Origin of the sequence: Flammeovirga aprica JL-4 (assembly GCF_012844305.1) — a bacterium.
In the GTDB taxonomy this organism is placed as follows: Bacteria; Bacteroidota; Bacteroidia; order Cytophagales; family Flammeovirgaceae; genus Flammeovirga; species Flammeovirga aprica.
Genome location: NZ_JABANE010000248.1, coordinates 1 through 2,382, shown reverse-complemented (window position 1 = coordinate 2,382; position 2,382 = coordinate 1). Strand labels below are relative to the sequence as shown.

The 2,382-nt window shown below is 28.2% G+C and carries 3 protein-coding genes; all 3 read left to right on the top strand.

Going from position 1 to position 2,382, the window contains the following annotated elements:
* Positions 1–260 precede the first annotated feature (260 nt).
* Positions 261–443, top strand: a complete 183-nt coding sequence (locus HHU12_RS33540) for a hypothetical protein (RefSeq protein WP_169661085.1) — start codon at positions 261–263, stop codon at positions 441–443.
* A gap of 163 nt (positions 444–606) precedes the next feature.
* On the top strand, positions 607–1,008 hold the full coding sequence (locus HHU12_RS33535; RefSeq protein WP_169661084.1) for a hypothetical protein: 402 nt from the start codon (positions 607–609) through the stop codon (positions 1,006–1,008).
* A gap of 482 nt (positions 1,009–1,490) precedes the next feature.
* Positions 1,491–1,658: a hypothetical protein gene (locus tag HHU12_RS33530; RefSeq protein WP_169661083.1), complete on the top strand. Its 168-nt coding sequence runs from the start codon at positions 1,491–1,493 to the stop codon at positions 1,656–1,658.
* Positions 1,659–2,382 lie beyond the last annotated feature (724 nt).

The following is a 2,382-nucleotide window of genomic DNA, read 5'->3' as shown; positions in this document are numbered from 1 at the left end:
ATTCATCAAATGTTTTTCGTAGATTTGCTACTGAGTTAAGGCTCATGAAAAGTTGTTTGTTTTATTTTGTAGGAAATTTAAAATAACAACTTTTCTTCCTTTTTAGAAAGTTATCCAATTATCATCGGGTAGAGTAAGCAAACTATCTTTCTAAATAATAAAATGAAGTTTAAAAATGTTGACACTCCACTCGTTATCAATTTTTTTTACCTAAAAGTAATGTAATAAGACAACATTTAGAAGGAGTAGAAGAGGATGGTATGTATGAACCAATTACTCTTGACAATTATACTGAACCAAGTTTTAAGAAATGGGGATCAAAAACAGTATTTTGGTTTGCTATTGAAAAAGGATACTTTGAAGTGTTAGGGACAGTACTTAATGATTTTTTAAGTGATGCGGCATCTCAAAGTTTAAAACCAACAAAGATGAATTCTGATTAGGTTAGACTATTCTATAAAAGCGGGGCAATTGTTGGTAAGTTAAAGGTGAAACAGCAATTAGTATCCAAAAGTCCATGACATAGATTTTTAAAATCTAGAGGTGTAAAAAAGTATGGGAATATGAAAAAAGCTGCAAAATCTTTAAAAGAATTATGTACGGAATATGAGAAGAGTAATTTATTGTAGAAAGTACTTTGAAGCAATAAAAATCAAAGAACAATTTATTAGTAGAAAAAAGCTATTTAATATATATGGCGAAAATTTTCTATATAAATGTCCAAAATGTAAAAAAGAAAGTAAACAAAATTTTAAAGATATTGTTTTGGAAAAAAATTATTTTGAAAGACATTTTTTACTTATAAATCTAGTAATTATACTATTAAGTTGTTTAATAGTCTATATGTTTTACGGTTTTACGGTATCTATTTTTAAAATATATATTTATTTAATTACGATAATTGGTTCATTTGGAATTGCATTTAATTATTTTATTATGTATTTAAAATTCAATGACTCTAGAAATGTAAGTGAAATATTAGATAATAACGAAGATACTAAAAAGTAAATCAGGATAAGCTTCTCCACTTTCTAAGTATCAAGTGGCAGGTACTTCTTAGAACCATCTTGTAGAATAAGTTTTCAACTTTTTTTTCAATAAAAGAGAAAAATAGGTTAAAACATAAAGTTCAATTTTGGATAACTAATACATTTAAAATTGACGTTTATCTATTCTTATGTAGAAAGTTATTAAGGAATTTTACGAATTTCTTTCCGGTAGAGATTATCACCTCCTAAGGTTGAGGTGTTCACCCTTATAAGGGAAGCGATCACGACATGTAAAGGGGAAAGAGATGTACCTACTAAGGGTGAAGAGTGTCACATTATAAGGTGAGTACCTGCGCCCATTTTTTACTTACTATTTGTAATTTGGAAACCTTATAACTTCTCAACAAAAATATTTATTTTATTATGACCATTAGTTTGATATTACTTTCGTTTTTTATTACAAGTGATAAATATATTGATGCTTACTTTTCTTCTTTAAAAATGGCATTTTTATATGAAGGTGAAGGATATGATAATATAGATTGGAATTACTCTCCAACTGAGGAAGAATTTAATCAAATATTAAAAGTGAACTTTAGTGAGGAACCTAAAATTTTTAATGGTAAAGGTAAGGCTATTCTTATATACAATACGGTTCAACAGAAATAGGATTTTATTTCGTGGAGTTCTAAAACGAGTGTTTATATACGTTCAAGTGAGCAAAATAATCAAAATCTGAATTATATTGAAGAATTTGAAATTGATATAAACAACAAAATAACTATTAAAGCAATAGGAAATAAAAGCGATATTTTTGTTTTTTATTTAACAAAACTTCCTGACATCGAAGAACATAATTTATCATTCAAACATAAGTTACTTTTAATACCATTGGATAGAAGAACTTCAATAAAATTTTGATTTTGTCATTTTTCTGAGTTTCCCACTGATCAGACTAGCTTCACTCTGAATTTTCCTGTTGAATAAGCTATAGACTTAGATAAGATGATTAAAAGCAAAATATCAAAAAATGAAATACACTCTCTTTCTGTTATTTAAATAGGGTAGTACTCCTTTTACCAAAAAGAGGGACAATGACCATAGCTTCTTTGATGTACAACATAAAAGCGGTATAGATTATAAATATGATAAGAATGGTAATCTTACCAAAGATAGAAACAAAGGCATTGGAACAATCAAATACAATCACTTGAACCTTCCTGTTGAAGTTAAAAAGGGGAATATGATAGTAAAGTATACCTATGATGCAGCAGGAATTAAGCTAAGAAAAGAAGTCTTTAACAAGGAGAAAGGTGAAAGTGTGGATACACCGTTCGCCGTTGTGCCACCCATTTCACTCATATTGTGCCAAAAATTCACACGCCATTGTGCC

Coding starts and splice junctions, on each gene's coding strand:
- HHU12_RS33535 (WP_169661084.1), top strand. CDS start 607: ATGAGAAGAGTAATTTATTGTAGAAAGTACTTTGAAGCAATAAAAATC.
- HHU12_RS33530 (WP_169661083.1), top strand. CDS start 1,491: ATGGCATTTTTATATGAAGGTGAAGGATATGATAATATAGATTGGAAT.
- HHU12_RS33540 (WP_169661085.1), top strand. CDS start 261: ATGTATGAACCAATTACTCTTGACAATTATACTGAACCAAGTTTTAAG.